The 17,816-nt window shown below is 64.4% G+C and carries 19 protein-coding genes; 11 read left to right on the top strand and 8 right to left on the bottom strand.

The genetic code is table 11. The features are described from left to right. Nucleotides 1–71: 71 nt before the first annotated feature. Genes nth through AB4M76_RS15135 form a run of 3 tightly spaced genes read left to right on the top strand, consistent with a single transcriptional unit; the run spans nucleotide 72 to nucleotide 2,295 of the window. The gene (nth, locus tag AB4M76_RS15145) at nucleotides 72–716 is read left to right on the top strand and encodes an endonuclease III (RefSeq protein WP_368442834.1); all 645 of its coding nucleotides are present in this window, start codon (nucleotides 72–74) and stop codon (nucleotides 714–716) included. Further along, nucleotides 713–1,702: an adenosine kinase gene (locus AB4M76_RS15140; protein ID WP_368442833.1), complete on the top strand. Its 990-nt coding sequence runs from the start codon at nucleotides 713–715 to the stop codon at nucleotides 1,700–1,702. The genes nth and AB4M76_RS15140 overlap by 4 nt, the downstream gene beginning before the upstream one ends. Before the next feature lie 2 nt (nucleotides 1,703–1,704). Continuing rightward, nucleotides 1,705–2,295 carry a GNAT family N-acetyltransferase gene (locus AB4M76_RS15135; RefSeq protein WP_368442832.1) on the top strand — a complete coding sequence of 197 codons (591 nt, stop codon included), beginning with the start codon at nucleotides 1,705–1,707 and terminating at the stop codon, nucleotides 2,293–2,295. A gap of 1 nt (nucleotide 2,296) precedes the next feature. On the opposite strand, the gene AB4M76_RS15130 is transcribed toward AB4M76_RS15135, so the two are convergent. From AB4M76_RS15130 to AB4M76_RS15120, 3 genes are read right to left on the bottom strand one after another with little or no spacing between them, the layout of a single operon-like run. Continuing rightward, the gene (locus AB4M76_RS15130) at nucleotides 2,297–2,779 is read right to left on the bottom strand and encodes a hypothetical protein (RefSeq protein ID WP_368442831.1); all 483 of its coding nucleotides are present in this window, start codon (nucleotides 2,777–2,779) and stop codon (nucleotides 2,297–2,299) included. Continuing rightward, nucleotides 2,776–3,258 (bottom strand): RNA pyrophosphohydrolase, encoded by a 483-nt coding sequence (locus tag AB4M76_RS15125; RefSeq protein ID WP_368442830.1) that lies wholly within the window; start codon nucleotides 3,256–3,258, stop codon nucleotides 2,776–2,778. Before AB4M76_RS15125 ends, AB4M76_RS15130 begins: the two co-directional genes overlap by 4 nt. Next, nucleotides 3,255–3,728, bottom strand: coding sequence for a GNAT family N-acetyltransferase (locus tag AB4M76_RS15120; RefSeq protein WP_368442829.1), 474 nt, complete (start codon nucleotides 3,726–3,728; stop codon nucleotides 3,255–3,257). Before AB4M76_RS15120 ends, AB4M76_RS15125 begins: the two co-directional genes overlap by 4 nt. 117 nt (nucleotides 3,729–3,845) lie before the next feature. Here AB4M76_RS15120 and AB4M76_RS15115 point away from each other — a divergent pair, with 117 nt between their 5' ends. The 4 genes from AB4M76_RS15115 (at nucleotide 3,846) to zapE (ending at nucleotide 9,104) form a co-directional block, all read left to right on the top strand. Further along, the gene (locus AB4M76_RS15115) at nucleotides 3,846–5,873 is read left to right on the top strand and encodes an FAD-dependent oxidoreductase (protein WP_368442828.1); all 2,028 of its coding nucleotides are present in this window, start codon (nucleotides 3,846–3,848) and stop codon (nucleotides 5,871–5,873) included. 80 nt (nucleotides 5,874–5,953) lie between these two features. After that, entirely contained in the window at nucleotides 5,954–6,895 is a 942-nt protein-coding gene (locus AB4M76_RS15110; protein ID WP_368442827.1) for a zinc transporter ZntB, read from the top strand. A 144-nt stretch (nucleotides 6,896–7,039) separates the two neighbouring features. Next, entirely contained in the window at nucleotides 7,040–7,945 is a 906-nt protein-coding gene (locus tag AB4M76_RS15105; RefSeq protein WP_067261147.1) for a LysR family transcriptional regulator, read from the top strand. A 100-nt stretch (nucleotides 7,946–8,045) separates the two neighbouring features. Continuing rightward, complete coding sequence (zapE, locus tag AB4M76_RS15100; protein WP_368442826.1) at nucleotides 8,046–9,104, top strand: cell division protein ZapE; 1,059 nt, start codon at nucleotides 8,046–8,048, stop codon at nucleotides 9,102–9,104. Between the two features lie 21 nt (nucleotides 9,105–9,125). Here zapE and AB4M76_RS15095 read toward each other — a convergent pair whose 3' ends face one another. The 4 genes from AB4M76_RS15095 to AB4M76_RS15080 form a co-directional block, all read right to left on the bottom strand. Further along, entirely contained in the window at nucleotides 9,126–9,311 is a 186-nt protein-coding gene (locus AB4M76_RS15095; RefSeq protein WP_368442825.1) for a hypothetical protein, read from the bottom strand. Between the two features lie 91 nt (nucleotides 9,312–9,402). Beyond that, a complete protein-coding gene (locus AB4M76_RS15090) occupies nucleotides 9,403–10,677 on the bottom strand; it encodes a folylpolyglutamate synthase/dihydrofolate synthase family protein (RefSeq protein WP_368442824.1) in 1,275 nt (424 codons plus the stop codon). Next, nucleotides 10,674–11,633 carry an acetyl-CoA carboxylase, carboxyltransferase subunit beta gene (accD, locus tag AB4M76_RS15085; protein ID WP_368442823.1) on the bottom strand — a complete coding sequence of 320 codons (960 nt, stop codon included), beginning with the start codon at nucleotides 11,631–11,633 and terminating at the stop codon, nucleotides 10,674–10,676. The genes AB4M76_RS15090 and accD overlap by 4 nt, the downstream gene beginning before the upstream one ends. 56 nt (nucleotides 11,634–11,689) lie before the next feature. Then, entirely contained in the window at nucleotides 11,690–12,589 is a 900-nt protein-coding gene (locus tag AB4M76_RS15080; RefSeq protein ID WP_368442822.1) for a lysostaphin resistance A-like protein, read from the bottom strand. Nucleotides 12,590–12,803: 214 nt separating this feature from the next. Here AB4M76_RS15080 and ilvD point away from each other — a divergent pair, with 214 nt between their 5' ends. From ilvD to AB4M76_RS15060, 4 genes are all read left to right on the top strand, one after another. Continuing rightward, nucleotides 12,804–14,570: a dihydroxy-acid dehydratase gene (gene ilvD / locus AB4M76_RS15075; RefSeq protein WP_368442821.1), complete on the top strand. Its 1,767-nt coding sequence runs from the start codon at nucleotides 12,804–12,806 to the stop codon at nucleotides 14,568–14,570. Beyond that, nucleotides 14,551–15,144 carry a hypothetical protein gene (locus AB4M76_RS15070; RefSeq protein ID WP_368442820.1) on the top strand — a complete coding sequence of 198 codons (594 nt, stop codon included), beginning with the start codon at nucleotides 14,551–14,553 and terminating at the stop codon, nucleotides 15,142–15,144. The genes ilvD and AB4M76_RS15070 overlap by 20 nt, the downstream gene beginning before the upstream one ends. 89 nt (nucleotides 15,145–15,233) lie before the next feature. Then, nucleotides 15,234–16,007 carry a DUF6478 family protein gene (locus tag AB4M76_RS15065; protein WP_368442819.1) on the top strand — a complete coding sequence of 258 codons (774 nt, stop codon included), beginning with the start codon at nucleotides 15,234–15,236 and terminating at the stop codon, nucleotides 16,005–16,007. 8 nt (nucleotides 16,008–16,015) lie between these two features. After that, nucleotides 16,016–16,393 carry a hypothetical protein gene (locus tag AB4M76_RS15060; RefSeq protein WP_368442818.1) on the top strand — a complete coding sequence of 126 codons (378 nt, stop codon included), beginning with the start codon at nucleotides 16,016–16,018 and terminating at the stop codon, nucleotides 16,391–16,393. Nucleotides 16,394–16,476: 83 nt separating this feature from the next. Here AB4M76_RS15060 and AB4M76_RS15055 read toward each other — a convergent pair whose 3' ends face one another. Next, nucleotides 16,477–17,814, bottom strand: coding sequence for a S41 family peptidase (locus AB4M76_RS15055; protein ID WP_368442817.1), 1,338 nt, complete (start codon nucleotides 17,812–17,814; stop codon nucleotides 16,477–16,479). Nucleotides 17,815–17,816 lie beyond the last annotated feature (2 nt).

The raw sequence follows: 17,816 nt of genomic DNA, 5'->3' as shown, positions 1-17,816 counted from the left end.
TTCTTGCGCCATCGTCCCGGCCGCCCTGCCCCCGCTTGCCCTGACGCGCCATTCATCGCATACCCGACGCCATGGCACGCCAACTTGATTACCATACGATCCGCGAGATTTTCGCCCGCTTTCAGGAGGCCGAGCCCGAGCCGAAAGGCGAGCTGGAACATGTCAACGTCTATACGCTGGTGGTCGCCGTGGCGCTGAGCGCGCAATCCACCGATGCGGGCGTGAACAAGGCCACGCGCGACTTGTTCAAGATCGCCGACACCCCGCAGAAGATGCTCGATCTTGGCCTCGACGGGCTGATTGAACACATCAAGACCATTGGTCTCTATCGTCAAAAGGCCAAGAATGTCATCAAGCTGAGCCAGATCCTTGTCGATGACTATGGCGGCGAGGTGCCCAATTCCCGCGCCGCCCTGCAATCGCTGCCGGGCGTCGGGCGCAAGACCGCGAATGTCGTGCTCAACATGTGGTGGGGCCAGCCCGCGCAGGCGGTGGATACGCATATCTTCCGCGTCGGCAACCGCACCGGCATCGCGCCCGGCAAGACGGTGGACGCCGTGGAGCGGGCCATCGAAGACAACATCCCCGCCGATTTCCAGCGCCATGCCCACCACTGGCTGATCCTGCATGGCCGCTACCATTGCAAAGCGCGCAAGCCGCTCTGCCGCACCTGTATCATCCGTGACCTATGCCAATACGAGGACAAGACAGAATGACCCAATACGAAGTGGTTGGCATCGGCAACGCCGTCGTCGATGTGATTTCCCATGCCGATGACGCTTTCCTTGCCGGGAACGGCATCGAAAAAGGCATCATGCAGCTGATCGAACGCGACCGCGCCGAAGAGCTTTACGGCAAGATGCAGGACCGTCTGCAAACCCCCGGCGGCTCGGTCGCCAATACGGTCGCAGGCGCGGGGGCGCTTGGGATGAAGACCGCCTTCATTGGCCGGGTGCGCGATGATGAACTGGGCCGCTTCTATGCCAAAGCGATGACCGACATCGGCATTGATTTCGTCAACGCGCCGGTTCCCGAGGGCGAGACCCCGACCTCGCGCTGCATGATCTTTGTCACGCCGGATGGGGAGCGGTCGCTCAACACATACTTGGGCATCTCGACCGGGCTGACCTCTGACGACGTGCCGCAAGAGGTCACGTCAAAAGCCAAGCTGATGTTCCTCGAAGGCTATCTCTTTGACCATGACGCGGGTAAAACCGCCTTTCGCGAAGCCGCGCGGGCGGCCACGGCGGGCGGCGGCATGGCGGGCATCGCGATTTCCGATCCCTTCTGCGTCGAACGCCACCGCGCCGACTTTCTGGACCTGATCGAGAACGATCTGGGCTATGTCATCGGCAATGAGGCCGAAATCCGCGCCCTGTGGGAGACGGAGGACACCGAGACCGCCATCGCCAAAACCGCCGAGATCTGCCCGCTGGTGGTCTGCACCCGCTCGGGCGACGGGGTGACGCTGCTGCGGGGCGATGAACGTGTCGACGTGCCAGTGCGAAAGGTTGTGCCGGTGGATGCCACCGGTGCGGGCGATCAATTCGCTGCCGGGTTCCTCTATGGGCTGGCCACGGGCCGCGATCTGGAAACCTGTGGGCGCATGGGCAATATCTGCGCGGGCGAGGTCATATCGCATATCGGGCCGCGGCCCGAGACGGACATCATGGCGCTGTTCAAGACCGAAGGTCTGGTCTGATCATGCCCGGCAACGGTTTTCACGACATTCCACTTGGCAAATTCGCGGTGGTGGTGACGCATCTTGAAATGCGCAGCCCCCCGCCTGTTCGCGCGCTCGACGCGCCAGAGGGCGTGAGCTTTCGCCAAGTGACGCCGACGCTGGATTGGTACCGCGATATCTTTCGCCGGGTCGGCACGGACTGGCTCTGGTTCGGGCGGCTCAAGCTCGATGATGCGACGCTGGGAGAGATGCTGAAAGACCCGGCGCGGCAGTTCTACACCCTGACCCGCGACGGGGCGGATGAAGCGCTGCTGGAGCTTTATTTCAAACCGGATGGCGATTGCGAATTGGCCTATTTCGGCCTTACCGCCAAGCTGATCGGCAGCGGTGCGGGGCGGTATCTGATGAATCAGGCGATCCGGCTGGCTTGGGAGAAACCGATCAGCCGGCTGCATCTCAACACCTGCACCCACGACAGCCCGCAGGCGCTTGGGTTTTACGAACGCTCAGGCTTCACGCCCTATGCGCGGCAGATCGAGATCGACGACGATCCGCGTCTGACCGGGCTGCTGCCCCGCGATGCCGCGCCCCGGATACCCCTGCTGGCCTAGCTCAGCGCTCGGGCGTGCAGGGCCCGCCCGCGAAACAGCTTTGCACCTGATCGATCATCGCCGGTTTCGGCGCGGTGAACAGGTTCCCGCCGCAAGGGTTGCTCTCCAGCACATAGCCGTCCTGCGGGGTCCGTTCGACAAAGGCGAGCACATCGCCTTCCTCAACCGACCCGCACCAGGGGCCGTAGCAGGCCACCTCAAGCGTCAAAGGCTGCTCGAAGGGGACGTCAAACCCGCCCTTGGACAGGGCCATGCCGCTGATCTGCGCCGGCACCCGGGTCAGCTTAGGCGGGCTTTGCGTGCCGGTGCCGTTGTCCGGCAGGGCGCTGGCGTCAAAGGTCAGCCGACCTTGCACCACCACATAGCTTTCCTCGGCCTGATCGGCGCGTTGATAGGTCGCCTCGACCGAATGCGGCAGGCAGGACAGGGCCGCGGCAGGAAGCGGCGCGAACGCGGCCAGGGCGAAGGTGATGAAACGTGTCATAACTTCTCCTCGAATTCCTCCAGAACCGCCGCATAGACCGCCCTTTTGAACGGCACGATCCCGGCGACAAGATGCTCAGGCGGCAGCCAGCGCCATTCAGAGAATTCAGGCTCGGCCGTCTGGATGTTGACTTGGTCGTCCTGCCCCTGAAAACGCATGAGGAACCATTTCTGTTCCTGCCCCCGGTAGCGGCCCTTCCAGATGTTCGGCACCAGTTCCTGCGGCAGATCATAGGGCAGCCAGCCTTCGGTCTCGGCCTCGATCCGCACCAGATCACGCGGAATGCCGGTCTCTTCCTCCAGCTCACGCAGCGCCGCTTCGCGCGGGGTCTCACCCGGATCGATCCCGCCTTGCGGCATCTGCCAGGCCTCCTGATCCCGGTCGCGCCGCTGGCCGACAAAGACATGGCCCTCGGCATTGACGAGCATCACACCGACACAGGCGCGGTAGGGCAGTTTGGCGATCTCTTCGGGGGTCATGTCAGTATCTTCTCCATTTCAAAGCGGTCCAGATATTCACCCGACCGTGCGACGCGTTCGGCCGCGATAACATGAAAGCCCATCGCCTCAAAGGCAGGGCGCGCCATCAGGCTGGCATGGGCATGCAGCCGGCCTTCGCCCGCGGCAATCGCTGCCTGCTCGACCTGCCGGTAAAGCGCGCGGAAGACACCCTGCCCCTGCGCTGCGGCGGCGATAAAGGCCAGATCAATATAGCCCCGCTCGCGCATCATAAAACCGATCACCTGCCCCGCCCGTTCGGCCAGGATCACCTGCTGCCCGCGCAACTTGGCCGACCACTGCGGCCCCTGCGGCGGCGCGGAGAGCCAGGCGGCCCGCTCCGCCTTGCTATAGGCGCTGGCGCCATGGTGGATCGCATCGAACATCACCCGCCCCAAAGCGTCATGATCCGCCACCCCCGCATCGCGCAACGTCACCCCTGCCGGTTCCATCCGATACCCCTGTCTTGACCCACGGTGAGCCGCGCGGATGACGCGGCGTTCCACGTGACTTGCCCTGCCGTTTCCGATGGTGTCACAGTGACCCAGCCCGACCAGAAAGGTAAAGCCATGTCCGATTACCCCCATCTCCTCGCCCCGCTCGACCTTGGTTTCACCACGCTGAAGAACCGGCTGCTGATGGGGTCGATGCACACCGGGCTGGAAGAGACCGGCGACTGGAACCGGGTGGCCGAATTCTATGCCACCCGCGCGCGCGGTGAGGTCGGGCTGATGGTCACGGGTGGCATCGGTCCGAACCGGGAAGGCGCGGTGGCGCATGGGGCGGCGATGATGGTCAGCCAGAAGGACGTGGACAACCACAGCATCATCACCCAGCGGGTGCATGAGGCGGGCGGCAAGATCGCCATGCAGATCCTGCACGCGGGGCGCTATGCTTTCACGCCTGAATGTGTGGCCCCGAGCGCCGTGAAATCCCCGATCTCGATGTTCGCCCCCAAGGAGCTCGACGAGGAAGGCATCGAGAAGCAGATCAGTGACATCGCCGCCTGCGCCCTGCGCGCGCGCGAAGCGGGCTATGACGGGGTCGAGATCATGGGCTCGGAAGGGTATTTTCTGAACCAGTTCCTTGTCACCCATACCAACAGGCGCGAGGACCGCTGGGGCGGCTCCTACGAGAACCGCATGCGCCTGCCGCTCGAAGTCGTGCGCCGGGTGCGCGAGACGGTGGGGGAGGATTTCATCCTGATCTACCGCTTGTCGATGATCGACCTCATCCCCAATGGCTCGACCTTTGAGGAGGTCGTGCAACTGGCGCAAGAGGTCGAGAAGGCGGGCGCGACGATCATCAACACCGGCATCGGCTGGCATGAGGCGCGTATTCCCACGATTGCCACCTCGGTGCCCCGCGCGGCTTTCGCATGGGTCACGAAAAAGCTGATGGGCAAAGTGGGCATCCCGCTCATCACCTCGAACCGCATCAACACGCCCGAGGTGGCCGAGGAGGTGCTGGCCGAGGGCTGCGCCGATATGGTCAGCCTCGCGCGCCCGATGCTGGCGGATGCCGATTTCCTCGCCAAGGCAAAAGCGGGCAAGGCAGACCAGATCGCCCCCTGCATCGCCTGCAACCAAGCCTGTCTCGACCATACTTTCGGTGGCAAGATCTCCACCTGTCTGGTGAACCCCCGCGCCTGCTATGAGACGGAACTGCGGATCGAACCGGTGGCGACCGCGAAAACCGTCGCCGTTGTCGGCGCGGGTCCGGCGGGGCTTTCGGCGGCGATTACGGCGGCGGAACGCGGGCATAAGGTCACCTTGATGGACCGCGCCAGCGAGATTGGCGGGCAGTTGAACCTCGCCAAACAGGTGGCGGGGAAAGAGGAGTTCTGGGGGCTGGTCGATTGGTATCGCACCATGCTCGCAGAACGGGGCGTGACCGTGCAGTTGGAGACCGAAGCCAGTGCCGATGCGCTTTCGGGCTTTGACGAGGTCATCATCGCCACCGGCGTGGTGCCGCGCGATCCGCAGATCCCCGGTCAGAACCGCGATAATGTGGTCAGCTACATCGATGTGCTGAACGGCACGGCCAAGGTCGGCCAGCGGGTCGCGGTGATCGGGGCGGGGGGCATCGGCTTCGACGTCTCCGAACATCTGGTGCATGACGGCGAAAGCAGCACGATGAACCTGCCCGAATGGATGCGCGAATGGGGCGTCACCGATCCGGCCGAACACCGCAGCGGTCTGGCGCCCGAAGGGCCGCAGCCGCCCGCGCCGGCGCGGCAGATCACCATGCTGCAACGCAAGACCAGCAAACCCGGCAAGGGTTTGGGCAAGACCACGGGCTGGATTCACCGCGCCTCGCTGACCATGCGCAATGTGAAGATGATTGCCGGGGTGAATTACGAGAAGATCGACGACAACGGCCTGCATATCACCTTCGGCGAAGCCCGCGAAAACCCGACGCTGATCGAGGCCGACACCATCGTGCTCTGCGCCGGGCAACTCTCTGACCGCAGCCTTGCCGACACCTTGGAGGCGCGCGGCGTGCCCTGCCATGTGATCGGCGGCGCGGATGTGGCGGCGGAGCTCGATGCCAAGCGCGCGATCAACCAAGGCACCCGGCTGGCCGCAGCGCTTTAGGCGCCGAGGCGGCGGGGCTGGCCGCCCTTGCGCCCGGCCCTAGATAGCCGCAGGATCGCTGAAACAGCCCCAAGGTCGCCATGCCGCTCTGCGTTTTTGATATCTTTGAGGACGGCACCGCTCAGGTGCCTGAAGATGACCAGCTCACCGGGCCGGGGCGCTACCGCTGGTGGCATTATGACCTCTCGGACCCGGCGCTGGCACCGTGGTTGGCCGAACATCTGCCCGAGATCCCGGCAGGCGCCTTGCTGCAACCGGAAACCCGGCCCCGCTGCGATGAATATGACGACGGGCTGATCCTGAACCTGCGCGGCATCAACCTCAACGCCGGGCAGCAGGCCGATCAGATGGTCTCGGTCCGCATGTGGGTGACCGATGCGGTGGTGATCACGGTGCGGATGCGCCGGGTCTTTGCGATTGACGAGCTGCGTGCGCTGGCCGCGCAGAACAGCGCCCCGCCCCGGCCATCGGCCTTCCTCGAAGCCTTGGTGGCGCGTTTGACCGCGCGAGTGCAGGTCGAAGTGGCGCGGCTGGCGGACCGCACGGCCTTCTACGAGGCCGACCTCGAAGACCTCAGCACCCCGCCGCCCAAGGAACTGCCGGTCACCCGCCGCAGCACGATCAAACTGGAACGCTACCTCGCGCCGCAGCGCAGCGCCTTGGAGCGGCTGGCGGAACTGGACCTGCCGCTGGTGCCGGATGTCGATTCGATGAAGCTGCGCGAATTGGCCAACCGTACCGCCATCGTGGTGGAGGAGCTCGACGCGCTGCAAGAACGCATCGTCACCGTGCAGGACGAACATGACAATCAGGTGGCCCAACGCCAGGCGCGGCATGGCTATGTGCTGTCCCTCGCGGCAGCAGTCTTTCTGCCGCTGGGCTTCCTCACCGGCCTCTTCGGCGTCAATGTCGGCGGCATGCCGGGGGTGGACGACCCCCGCGCCTTTGCGATTCTCTGCCTCGCCATGGTGGGGCTCGCCGCACTCATGCTCGCCATCCTGAAGTGGTTCCGCTGGCTCTGAACCGAGGGGCATCGCAGTGCCGCGGCGTTTCCATGCCTTGAACGATCCTCGCAAAGACCACGGGACTGTCTTGTCCCTGCCCCCTTCCTGCCCGAATTGCCCGCCATATCTGCTCGCAACGATATTTAAGCGAAGGGACAGGCAATGGACCGCCTTACGGAAATGGAAGCGTTTGCCACAGTGGTGGATCAAGGCGGCTTTACCGATGCTGCCAAGAAAATGGGGATTTCGAAATCCGCCGTCTCCAAACATGTCTCTTCGCTGGAGGCCCGCCTTGGCGCGCGGCTGTTGAACCGCACCACCCGCCGCGTCTCGCCCACGGAGATTGGCCTGGCCTATTACGACCGCGCCCGCCGGGTGCTGAATGACGCGGGCGAAGCCGATGCGCTGGTCACTTCCATGCAATCCGCACCCTCGGGGCTGTTGCGGATATCTGTGGCGACGGATTTTGGCGTCAATCACCTCTCGCCCGCCCTGTCGGAGTTCTTGCAGGACTTCCCCGACATCACCGTGAACATGGTGCTGAACAACCGCTATGTTGAGCTGATTTCCGAAGGCTTCGACATGGCCGTGCGCATCGGTGAGTTGGAAGACAGCACCCTGCGCGCGCGCAAACTGACCGAGACCACCAAACGCATGATCGCCAGCCCGAAGTATTTCGAGCAATATGGGCGGCCGGAAAAGATCGACGATCTGAACAACCACAAGCTGCTGCATTATTCGAACCAGTCGTCTGGCAACGTCTGGAAGCTGACCGCGCCTTCCGGGGAGAAGCGGCAGGTGCGCACGGCGGGCTGGCTCTCGGTCAATGACGGGCAGAGTCTTTTGAATGCCGCGATTTCGGGGCTGGGCATCGCCTATCTGCCGAGCTTTCTCTATGCCGAGGCGATGGAGAAGGGCTTGGTCGAAGATGCGATCCCCGATCTGCCGCTGGAGACGCAGGGCATCTATGCGGTCTATCCGCCGGGGCGGTTCACCCAGCCCAAGGTGCGGGCGTTCATCGACTTTCTGGTGCATGAGTTTGCAGAGAAGGGGCCGGCTGACTGGTAACGGCTGAGGAAGCCACCCCTGCCCGGAATCAAGCCGCAGGCGCTGGCCCTTCCACAAGACCACCTTTCCTCTCCCCCAACAGCACGCTATCTCTCCCGCCATGAGCAATATGCGCGAGACCTATGCCCGGCTGGTCGCCGAGGGCAAACTCAAGGCCGACCCGGCCCAGGAAACCGTCATGGCGGAGTTCGACCGCATCCGCGATGCACTGGCCAATCCGCCGAAGAAAAGCTTCTTCCGCAAAGCCCCCGAACCGCCGAAAGGTCTCTACCTCTGGGGCGGTGTCGGGCGCGGCAAGTCGATGCTGATGGATATGTTCGTGGCCCATCTGCCTGACATCCCATCGCGCCGGGTGCATTTCCACGCCTTCATGCAGGAAATCCACAACGCCATGCATGAGGTCCGCAAGACCGGCGTGGATGACGCCATCGCCCCCGTTGCCCGCGACGTGGCCGAGAGCGTGCGGCTGCTGGCATTTGACGAGATGCAGATCACCGACATCACCGACGCGATGATCGTGGGCCGCTTGTTCGAAGCGCTCTTCGCCGCCGGGGTGGTGGTGGTCACCACCTCAAACCGCCTGCCCGATGACCTTTATAAAAACGGCATCAACCGCGAGGTTTTCGTCCCCTTCATCGACCTCATCAAAGAGCGGATGGTGGTCCATGAACTCGCCAGTCCGACCGATTACCGCCAAGACCGGCTGGCCGGATCGCAGGTCTATTTCACCCCCGTCAACGCCGAAAGCCGGGCCGCGATGGATGCGGTCTGGGACGATCTGGCGGGCACGAAGGGCGCGCCGCTGACCCTCCACGTCAAAGGCCGCGAAGTGGTCATCCCCGCCTTTCACAACGGCATGGCCCGCGCCGGTTTCCACGCGCTCTGCGGCCAGCCGCTGGGCGCTGCGGATTACCTCGCGCTGGCGCAGGCCGTGCGGGTGCTGCTGCTGGACAACATCCCCACACTGGGCCGGTCGAACTTCAACGAAGCCAAGCGTTTCGTCACGCTGATTGACGCGCTTTATGAGGCAAAGGTGCGGCTGATCTGCTCGGCGGCGGCCCCGCCGGAGATGCTCTATCTCGAAGGGGAAGGCACTTTTGAATTCGAGCGCACCGCCTCGCGCCTGCGGGAAATGCAGAGCGAGGAGTGGGGCCGCTGACACAGCGCCCCGCGCCGGGGTTCAGGAATCGCTGATCTGCTGCATATGCAGGTCATTGCCCTGCAAAATCGGATGGTAGGGGCGTTCGACTTCGTAAAGCCACCACAGGCCGCCGGCGATAATAGCGATACCTATGGCCATGAAGATAAACTGATATTTCCGCGCTGCGTCCTGCGGGTGACGCGCCGGGCCGATGGGGTTGGACATGAATGGCACCTCGGTCGAGATCGGGTTAAATCTGTAACGACCAAGGTACACCATATCGGCAATCCAAAGCAGGTGGCGCGCCCGAATATGGTTAATAGACGCTTTCGCGCAACACGCTCCCGGCGAGGTAGAGCGATCCACAGATCAACACACGTGCCTGCGGTTCCCGCGCCGTGATCGCTGCCAGCGCGGCGCTGACGCTCTCGGCCTCCGAGGTCTCAAACCCCACCTCCCGCGCGGCTGCGGCGGTGGCTGCCGCGGGCAAGGTCGCCGCCTCGCCGGGGATCGACACGGCGGTGAGACTGGCGCCCTGGGCCGCGAGGGGGCGCAGATAGCCTGCGATGTCTTTGGTGTTCAACATGCCGCAGATCAAATGCGTCGGACGCTCTGGCATCGCAGAGAGCGCGGCGGCCAGCGCCTGCCCTGCCGCCGGGTTGTGCCCGCCATCCAGCCACAGCTCCGCCTGCGGCGCTTGTTGCGCAAGCGGCCCCTCCGACAGCTTCTGCATCCGCGCGGGCCATTCGGCGCGCGTCACGGCGGCCTCACAGGCGTCCGCCCCCAGGCCCAACTGCCGCAGCGCCGCCAAGGCTGCGCCCGCGTTCATGATCTGGTGATCACCGGGCAGATTGGGGCGCGGCAGGTCCAAGAGCCCGCGCTCATCCTGATAGACCATGCGCCCGGCCTCTGGCCCGACATGCCACTGCTGCCCATAGGCCAGGAGCGGCGCGCCGAGTTTGGCAGCGCGGTCTTCGATCACTTCCAGCGCGGCGTCTTCCTGCGGGCCGACGACACAGGGCACCCGCCGCTTGATGATCCCGGCTTTCTCGCCGGCAATCTCGGCCAAAGTCTCGCCCAGATACTGCTGATGATCGACCGAGACCGGCGTGATCACCGTCAGCGCCGGGTCGACCACATTGGTCGCGTCCAAACGCCCGCCGAGGCCGACTTCCAAGAGCGTGTAATCCGCCTTGGCCCGCGCAAAGGCGAGGATCGCCGCACAGGTGGTGATCTCGAAATAGGTGATCTCTTCGCCGCCATTGGCGGCGTGGCATTCGTCCAGCACGGCGGCCAGATCCGGCTCCGAGATCAACGCCCCCGCGACCCGGATCCGCTCGTGAAACCGCGCCAGATGCGGCGATGTATAGGCGTGAACGGTCTTGCCCGCCGCCTCCAGCCCCGCGCGGATCATCGCCTGGGTGGAGCCTTTGCCATTGGTCCCGGCGATATGGATCACCGGCGGCAGATCGTTCTGCGGGTTGCCCAAAGCGTCCAGCAGCCGCCACATCCGGTCGAGCGTCAGGTCGATGATCTTGGGGTGCAGCGCCATCATCCGTTCAAGGATGACGTCCGATGAAGGCGTGCTCATTTCTTGTCGGCGTCGTCGGCGGGCAGGTCAGCCGAGGCCTGAACCGCAGCGGCGGCTTCGGCCACTTCGGTCTCTTTCGGGGCGGGCAGATCGCCGCGCACGGCCGGGGACAGCCCCATCAGCATCCGGGTGATGGTGATCAACTCGTCGCGCATCTCGGTCCGTTTGGTCACCCGGTCCAGCATGCCGTGGTCGAGCAGATATTCCGCCCGCTGGAAACCTTCGGGGAGTTTTTCGCGGATGGTTTGCTCAATGACACGTGGCCCGGCAAAGCAAATGAGCGCGTTCGGCTCGGCGATTTGCACATCGCCCAGCATCGCATAGGAGGCCGTCACACCGCCCGTCGTCGGATGGGTCAGCACGACGATATAGGGCAGCCCGGCCTCTTTCAGCATCTGGATCGCGACCGTGGTGCGCGGCATCTGCATCAGGCTCAGGATACCTTCCTGCATCCGCGCGCCGCCGGCGGCAGAAAAGAGCACCAGCGGGCGGTGCATTTTCACCGCCTCTTCGGCAGCGGCGATGATCGCATTGCCGACATACATCCCCATGGAACCGCCCATGAAGGAGAAATCCTGCGCGCAGGCGACGATCGGTGTGCGGCCCATCTCGCCGGTGACGACCAGCATCGCCTCATGCTCGCCGGTCTGTTTCTGCGCCGCCTTCAGCCGGTCGGGGTAGCGTTTCTGATCCTTGAAATGCAGCGGATCGGGGGTCGGTGCAGGGACTTTTACCTCGGTAAAGATGCCACCGTCGAACAGCGCCTTGAACCGTTCGCGCGGGCTGATGTGCATGTGATGGCCGCAATTGGTGCAGACGTTCAGATTGTCCGACAACTCGCGGTGAAACAGCATGGTGCCGCATTCGTTGCACTTGGTCCACAGGTTGTCCGGTGTCTCGCGGCGCGAGAAGATCGAGTTGATACGCGGACGGACGTAGTTGGTGATCCAGTTCATTGGCAGGCCTCTGCTGTGGTTCCGTTCCAGATAATCCCCGGGCCGGGAAATTGCAATCAGCGGCGTATCGCCAGTCTTGCCGCCAGCCAGGACACCAGCATCATCGCGAAATCCACCGGCAGCCAAGTGCGCATCGCTGCCGCGTCATCCATCGAGAAGGGCGCGAGATAGAGCGCCAGCCCCGACAGGTCATCCGGCAGGGAGATAATCAAAATTGCCGAGACATTGTTCCACAGATGCACCGCAATGGCCGGGCCAAGCGAGCCGGAGCGCGCCGTGAGATCGGCCATCAGCACGCCGAAAACCCCGGCCCAGAGCGCCACCATCAGCGCATTCTCCCCCGCCTCGGCGGGCAGATAATGACCGAGCGCAAAGAGCGCCGAGGGCAGCACCATCCAGACCAGCGGAGAGCGAAACCGCGCCGCCAGTTGCTGCTGCACATAGCCGCGAAAGAGGATCTCTTCGGCGCTGACCTGCACCAGCACCGCCAGCAGCGAGAGCGGCAAAAGCAGCAGCCAGCGCCCCAGCGGCAGGTTCGGCGTCAGCGCGCCGCCCATGTCCCAGGGCGGCAGCACAAAGAGCACCGCGCCAAGCACCAGCATGGCGATAGAGACCGCACGAAAACTCGGCCACAGCCGTTCTGGCGCACCCAGCAGGGTCCGCGTGTTGCGGCGGTGGACCACCCGCACCGTGACGCTCACCGCCAGTGCCATCGTCGCAAAGCTGAAGAGCAGCAGATACATCGCCTGCGGCGTGGCGCCCTGCAACAATGTACCATGCAGCGAGGTCGCGGCCGAGCCGACCAGCGCATAAATCGCCTGAAAGTAGAACTCGTTCAGCGCGACATAGGCCACCACCGCGACGAAAAGCCCCAGCAGGAAACGCCAGAGCGCCGAGCTGGGCCGCGCGGGGGCAATAAAACCCGCATGGGCGCTGTAATCGGGCCGCCAGATCATCACAGGGTCAGACCGAATGGGCAGAACGGGATCTCGCAGAGCATATGCCGGGCTTTCACGCAGGTGGGCTGGTCAGATTGACCGGGTTAGAAGGTCAGAACCTATGCCCTAACACGCTGCAATACAACAGTTCCCCCGCTCCAAATCGCGCCAAAGCCTTGCAGCACGGCCCCGCCCCGACTATTCCACTCAAGACGTTTCAAGGAGCTCACCGATGTCCACCACCCCACGCTTCGACAAATCCCGGCTGCCCAGCCGCCACGTGACCGAAGGCCCGGCCCGCGCGCCGCATCGGTCCTATTACTATGCCATGGGCATGACCGAAGAAGAGATTCACCAGCCGCTGGTGGGCGTCGCCACCTGCTGGAACGAGGCGGCCCCCTGCAACATCGCGCTGAACCGTCAGGCGCAGGCGGTGAAGATCGGCGTGCATGCCGAACAGGGCACCCCGCGCGAGTTCACCACGATCACCGTCACCGACGGTATCGCCATGGGTCATGAGGGCATGCGCTCCTCGCTGGCGTCGCGCGAAGCGATTGCCGATACGGTGGAACTGACCATGCGCGGCCATTGCTATGACGCGATCGTGGGTCTGGCGGGCTGTGACAAATCCCTGCCGGGGATGATGATGGCGATGCTGCGGCTGAACGTGCCCTCGGTCTTTCTTTATGGCGGGTCGATCCTGCCGGGCAAAGCACCTGCCGGGGCGGACGTGCCGGAAGATTTCGCCAGCCGCGATCTGACCGTGCAGGACATGTTCGAGGCGGTGGGCCGGTTCCAGAACGGTTCCATGTCGCAGGCCGCCCTTGATGTGCTCGAACGCGTGGCCTGCCCCTCGGCGGGCGCCTGCGGCGGCCAGTTCACTGCCAATACCATGGCCTGCGTGTCGGAAGCCATCGGCCTCGCGCTGCCCAATTCCTCGGGCATGCCCGCGCCTTACGAAAGCCGCGACGCCTATGCCGAAGCCTCGGGCGCGGCGGTGATGAACCTCATTGAGAAGAACATCCGCGCGCGGGACATCTGCACCCGCGAAGCCTTTGAAAACGCGGCGCGCATCGTGGCCTGCACCGGTGGCTCGACCAACGCCGGCCTGCACCTGCCCGCCATGGCGCATGAGGCGGGGATCGAGTTCTACCTCGAAGACGTCTGCGAAATCTTCCGCGACACGCCCTATTTCGTCGATATGAAACCGGGCGGTCAGTATGTGGCCAAGGACCTTTACGACGCCGGCGGCGTGCCGGTGGTGATGAAGGAGCTGCGCAAGGCTGGGCTGCTGCACACCGACTGTCTGACCGCCACGGGCCGCTCCATCGGCGAGGAACTGGACCGCATCGACCGCGAGGCCGACGGCAAGGTGATCCACACGGTCGCCAATCCGATCAGCAAGACCGGTGGCGTTGTGGGCCTCAAGGGCAACCTCGCCCCCGAAGGCGCCATCGTGAAAATCGCCGGCATGGCCGAAGACGACATCGTCTTTACCGGCCCGGCGCTGGTCTTCGAATGCGAGCAGGATGCCTTTGAAGCGGTGCAAAACCGCGCCTATTCCGAAGGCGATGTCTTCGTCATCCGCAACGAAGGCCCCGCAGGCGGGCCGGGCATGCGCGAGATGCTGGCGACCACGGCGGCACTTTCGGGTCAGGGCATGGGCAAGAAGGTGGCGCTGATCACCGACGGCCGGTTCTCCGGCGCGACGCGCGGTTTCTGTGTTGGCCACGTCGGCCCCGAGGCCGCACATGGCGGGCCGATTGCGCTGCTGAAGAACGGCGACATGATCACGCTCGACGCCATCAAGGGCAGCATCACCGTGGACCTTTCCGACGCGGAACTGGCCGAGCGTCGCAAGGCCTGGGCTGGTCCGCGCGCGACCAACTACGAAAGCGGCGCGCTGTGGAAATACGCGAAACTCGTTGGCCCCACCTACCTTGGCGCGGTGACACATCCGGGCGCCAAGGCGGAGACCCATGACTACATGGACCTCTAAACGGCCCTTTGCAGCGCTCGCGTTGCTGACCCTGTCCGCCTGTGAGGGCGGTCAGGGTTTCTCTTTTGCCCGCAGCGCCGGTGCCGACAGCCCCCCGTTGCGCAGCGCCAGCCTTGCCCAAGGCGCGGTGCAGGTGGTGCCGCCGCAGGGCTATTGCATCGACCGCAAAAGCCTGAAGCGCTATTTCGCGCTGATGGCCCGCTGCGATGCGCTTGGCCTACCCGATGTGGTCACCGACGCGCCCATGGGGATTTTGACCCTCTCGCTGATCGAAGCCGAGCCGGACCACCCGCTGCCCACCCCGCAGGACGTGGCCAAGGCCGCCGGGCTCAGCGCGGTAAGACAGACCGACAGCCGCGAGGGCACGACGCTCTTCGTGGCCGAGGGGCCGGTGCCCGCAGAGGGGATGTCTGGCCGCCATTGGCGCGGCATGGCTCAGATCGGCGGCCATATCGCCAGCGTCACCCTCTATGGCGCGCCGCAGAGTGCGGCGATATCCGACGCGGGCCGCGGCCTGATGCTGGATCTGATCCGCCAGACCCGCGCCAAGAGCGACGGTCAGCCCGGCATCTAGCCGCCCGGCCCCGGAAACCGCTGCGGGGCAATTTATTTGAATGAAACCTTCCTGTTGCATAGACTGCGGGAAACAAGGGGCGCAGCTTGATGGTCAAATTCACTAGCGGGATTCTGGAGGGCCGGCTTTATGCCCGCGCCGTCCAACGCTGGGCGCAGGCCGCGCGCCGTGCCGCCGATGCCGATCTGCCGCTTCTGCGCCGCCAGCGCACCCGTGCGCGGCTGCTGCGCGCGCAGTTGGACCAGTTGATCCACAGGGCCGACGAACGGCTTGCCCTGCCCGTCGTCGGCGCCACCGGTTTCCCCAAGCCGCATAACGCCGATTGGGCATGGCGGCCCGAGCTTTGGCGCGGGCCGTTGGCCGGGCCGGGGATCGCGGCGGTTGAGACGAAATCCATGCTCGGCAATGAGGCGACGCTGTTTCACGATTGCAGCCGTTCAGAGATCAGCCTGCGCCAGCTGCGCAACATGCGCGAGGCCGATCTGGCGCCCTACGGCCTGCAGATGGATGTGTTCAGCTTCGACGGCTCTTTCCTGTCGCTTGTGATCGATCTGCCGCCTGAGGCGGTGGCGGGGCTGAAACGGCGGCATGTCATTCGCATGGACAGTATCGTGCAGATGGAACAGCCCTTGGAAATCTTTGCCCGGCTCAATATCCGCCACGGCCCCAACACCGAGCAGATCGTGCGCGAACGGCCCAAGGGGGCGGAACAGGCCTCTATCGAGTTTGATCTGGCCTATAGCAAGCTCAACGAAAAGCGCATCGAGCGCGCCTGGATCGACCTGATCTTTGAAGGGCCGAACATGAATCAGGTCGTGCTGCGCGACCTCACCTTCACGCGCCGCCCGCGCGCCCAGATGTAGGACCTGCCATGAGCCGATTTGACCTGACAAAGACCGTCATGCGCCAAGGCGTCTGGCAGGGCGTGCTGACCGCCCGCGCCGGAGAGGGGGACGCGCCCGAGATCGCCGTGACCCATCTTGGCAACCCGGTCGCGGGGGTCAGCGTGACGGCACAGGACGCGCCGGGCCGCTGGGCGCTGCGCGTGCCGATCCCGGCCGAGGCGGTGGCCGATGGGGTGCAGACCCTGCTGATCACGGATCAGGCCAGCGGCGCGCAATTGGGCCATGTCACCCTGATCGCAGGCGAGGCGCTTGGCGATGACATCCGCGCGGAAATCGACCTGCTGCGGGCCGAGTTGGACATGCTGAAACGCGCCTTCCGGCGGCATTGTCGCGAGACGAGTTAACCGCCGCCGCCTATCGCCGCCCCGAAACAAGAAAGGCCCCGCTGTCGCCAGCGGGGCCTTGATCAATCACGCAGGGGGCAAACTTACCTCTCCGAGCCCAAAGCCGACAGACCTTTCAGAATGTCGATGGCATAGGCCAGTTGGTAATCCTCTTCGCGCAGTTCCGCCGCCTTGCGGGCCTTCTCGCGGTCCTCTTCGATCTGCTTGATTTGATCTTCGCTCAGGCTGTCATTGTTCAGACTGCCGCGCAGATCGGCTTCCGAGCGCAGCGGACGGGCGGGCAGGTTCTCATCCTCTTCGCTTTCCGGCTTGGTCGGAGGCTGGGCCACCACGATGTCGGGCGAGACCCCAAGCGCCTGGATCGAGCGGCCCGAGGGCGTGTAGTAGCGCGCCGTGGTCAGCCGCATCGCGCCATCGCCGCGCAGGGGCATCACGGTCTGCACCGAGCCTTTGCCAAAGCTCTTGGTCCCAATCACGATGGCGCGGCGGTGGTCTTGCAGGGCACCGGCGACAATCTCGGAGGCCGAGGCCGAGCCGCCATTGATCAGCACCACAATCGGCTTGCCCATCGACAGATCGCCCGGCGTCGCATTCACGCGGTCGCCGTCTTCCAGATCACGCCCCCGGGTGCTGACGATCTCGCCTTCTTCGAGGAAGGCATCCGACACTGCAATCGCCTGATTGAGCAGCCCGCCGGGGTTGTTGCGCATGTCGAGCACGATGCCATTGATCCCGTCGATGCCACCCGCGGCTTCGATCTGCTCTTCCAGCCCTTCCTTCATCTTCGGATAGGTCTGCTCGTTGAAGGTGGTCAGGCGCAGCACGGCGGTTTCGCCCACGGTCCGCGCCTTCACGGCGGTGAGCTGGATGGTGTCGCGCACGATGGAGACATCAAAGGGCTCCGGCTCGCCTTCGCGCACCACGGTGATCATGATCTCTGACCCAACCGGCCCGCGCATCATCTCGACCGCGTCATCGAGCTGCAGCCCGAGCAGGCTTTCGCCGTCAACATGGGTGATGAAATCCCCGGCTTCGATTCCGGCCTCGGCAGCGGGGGTGCCATCGATGGGCGAGACGACTTTGACGAAACCCTCTTCCTGGGTGACCTCGATCCCCAGCCCGCCAAACTCACCCCGGGTCTGCTCGCGCATCTTGGCGGCATCCTTGGGCGAGAGATAGGAGGAATGCGGATCGAGCGAGGTCAACATGCCGTTGATCGCCGCCTCGATCAGATCACCGGGATCGGATTCTTCGACATATTGGGCCCGGATGCGTTCAAAGATATCGCCAAAGAGATCAAGCTGCTCATAGACATTGCTGGTTTTTTCGGCCTCCTGCGCAAGCAATGGGCCCGCGACCTGTGTGGTCGCTACAACCCCTGCCACCGTGCCTGCCACGGCTGCCATCACGAATTTCTTCATCT

The sequence above is a fragment of the Sulfitobacter sp. PS-8MA genome (assembly GCF_040933935.1).
In the GTDB taxonomy this organism is placed as follows: domain Bacteria; phylum Pseudomonadota; class Alphaproteobacteria; order Rhodobacterales; family Rhodobacteraceae; genus Sulfitobacter.
This window is presented reverse-complemented; position numbering and strand designations above follow the sequence as displayed.

What these genes read in the sequence shown, in the direction of transcription:
- AB4M76_RS15055 (WP_368442817.1), bottom strand. Translation starts at nt 17,814, where the DNA reads ATGAAGAAATTCGTGATGGCAGCCGTGGCAGGCACGGTGGCAGGGGTT.
- AB4M76_RS15105 (WP_067261147.1), top strand. Translation starts at nt 7,040, where the DNA reads ATGGACCGCCTTACGGAAATGGAAGCGTTTGCCACAGTGGTGGATCAA.
- accD (WP_368442823.1), bottom strand. Translation starts at nt 11,633, where the DNA reads ATGAACTGGATCACCAACTACGTCCGTCCGCGTATCAACTCGATCTTC.
- AB4M76_RS15135 (WP_368442832.1), top strand. Translation starts at nt 1,705, where the DNA reads ATGCCCGGCAACGGTTTTCACGACATTCCACTTGGCAAATTCGCGGTG.
- AB4M76_RS15130 (WP_368442831.1), bottom strand. Translation starts at nt 2,779, where the DNA reads ATGACACGTTTCATCACCTTCGCCCTGGCCGCGTTCGCGCCGCTTCCT.
- AB4M76_RS15070 (WP_368442820.1), top strand. Translation starts at nt 14,551, where the DNA reads ATGACTACATGGACCTCTAAACGGCCCTTTGCAGCGCTCGCGTTGCTG.
- zapE (WP_368442826.1), top strand. Translation starts at nt 8,046, where the DNA reads ATGAGCAATATGCGCGAGACCTATGCCCGGCTGGTCGCCGAGGGCAAA.
- AB4M76_RS15080 (WP_368442822.1), bottom strand. Translation starts at nt 12,589, where the DNA reads ATGATCTGGCGGCCCGATTACAGCGCCCATGCGGGTTTTATTGCCCCC.
- AB4M76_RS15090 (WP_368442824.1), bottom strand. Translation starts at nt 10,677, where the DNA reads ATGAGCACGCCTTCATCGGACGTCATCCTTGAACGGATGATGGCGCTG.
- ilvD (WP_368442821.1), top strand. Translation starts at nt 12,804, where the DNA reads ATGTCCACCACCCCACGCTTCGACAAATCCCGGCTGCCCAGCCGCCAC.
- AB4M76_RS15120 (WP_368442829.1), bottom strand. Translation starts at nt 3,728, where the DNA reads ATGGAACCGGCAGGGGTGACGTTGCGCGATGCGGGGGTGGCGGATCAT.
- AB4M76_RS15115 (WP_368442828.1), top strand. Translation starts at nt 3,846, where the DNA reads ATGTCCGATTACCCCCATCTCCTCGCCCCGCTCGACCTTGGTTTCACC.
- AB4M76_RS15140 (WP_368442833.1), top strand. Translation starts at nt 713, where the DNA reads ATGACCCAATACGAAGTGGTTGGCATCGGCAACGCCGTCGTCGATGTG.
- AB4M76_RS15065 (WP_368442819.1), top strand. Translation starts at nt 15,234, where the DNA reads ATGGTCAAATTCACTAGCGGGATTCTGGAGGGCCGGCTTTATGCCCGC.
- AB4M76_RS15110 (WP_368442827.1), top strand. Translation starts at nt 5,954, where the DNA reads ATGCCGCTCTGCGTTTTTGATATCTTTGAGGACGGCACCGCTCAGGTG.
- AB4M76_RS15060 (WP_368442818.1), top strand. Translation starts at nt 16,016, where the DNA reads ATGAGCCGATTTGACCTGACAAAGACCGTCATGCGCCAAGGCGTCTGG.
- AB4M76_RS15095 (WP_368442825.1), bottom strand. Translation starts at nt 9,311, where the DNA reads ATGTCCAACCCCATCGGCCCGGCGCGTCACCCGCAGGACGCAGCGCGG.
- nth (WP_368442834.1), top strand. Translation starts at nt 72, where the DNA reads ATGGCACGCCAACTTGATTACCATACGATCCGCGAGATTTTCGCCCGC.
- AB4M76_RS15125 (WP_368442830.1), bottom strand. Translation starts at nt 3,258, where the DNA reads ATGACCCCCGAAGAGATCGCCAAACTGCCCTACCGCGCCTGTGTCGGT.